The organism is Pedobacter nutrimenti (assembly GCF_032678445.1).
Lineage (GTDB): Bacteria > Bacteroidota > Bacteroidia > Sphingobacteriales > Sphingobacteriaceae > Pedobacter > Pedobacter nutrimenti_A.
Genome location: NZ_JAVTSQ010000044.1, coordinates 1 through 571, shown reverse-complemented (window position 1 = coordinate 571; position 571 = coordinate 1). Strand labels below are relative to the sequence as shown.

Annotated in this window: 1 protein-coding gene; it reads left to right on the top strand. The window is 38.9% G+C overall.

Translation table 11 applies throughout. The annotated features are described in order from the left end of the window. On the top strand, positions 1 to 571 hold a 571-nt coding region (locus tag R2S08_RS28825), incomplete at both ends, for a hypothetical protein (RefSeq protein WP_316838354.1).

Sequence of the window (571 nt, the reverse complement as noted above, 5' to 3'; positions counted from 1 at the left end):
TTCCTAATACCGATTATGAAAAGCAAATGTTTCCTGGTGCTACAGCATTAAGAAATTGCGATTTTTCCAGTACTTTAAAAGGTTCCCTAACTAAAATAACTTATCCAACAGGGGCGGTTGATAGCATTTTTTATGAACTCAATGAATATAGAGGATTGAAAAGCGTGCCTCCACCAAGAGATAATAAACTAGTTTCTATATTACCAACATCCAGTTATCCAACAACGGCAACTTCGACAAGTTTTACCCCATATAGCTCCGAGAATATTCTGTTGAATGGGGGGACTCTTATTAGTGTTGGAGGAGGAGGTGGTTCGAATATAGATCCGCTGATTAATCTTTTAAGAACAGAGATTGTTCGAAAGTCCGACCAAGCCGTTGTATTTACCAGAACATCTAAATTAGGGCAGAATTTTTCTAATGAGGCCATTACTCTTGCTGCGGGAGTCCAGTATTTCATAAGAATCACAAGCCTATACCCAAATATTAGGTGTTCTGCTTCTGTAAGTTATGAAACTGGTCCAAGTAGTCAAATTGAAATCAATCAACCAACAGGTGGGCTTCGGGTACG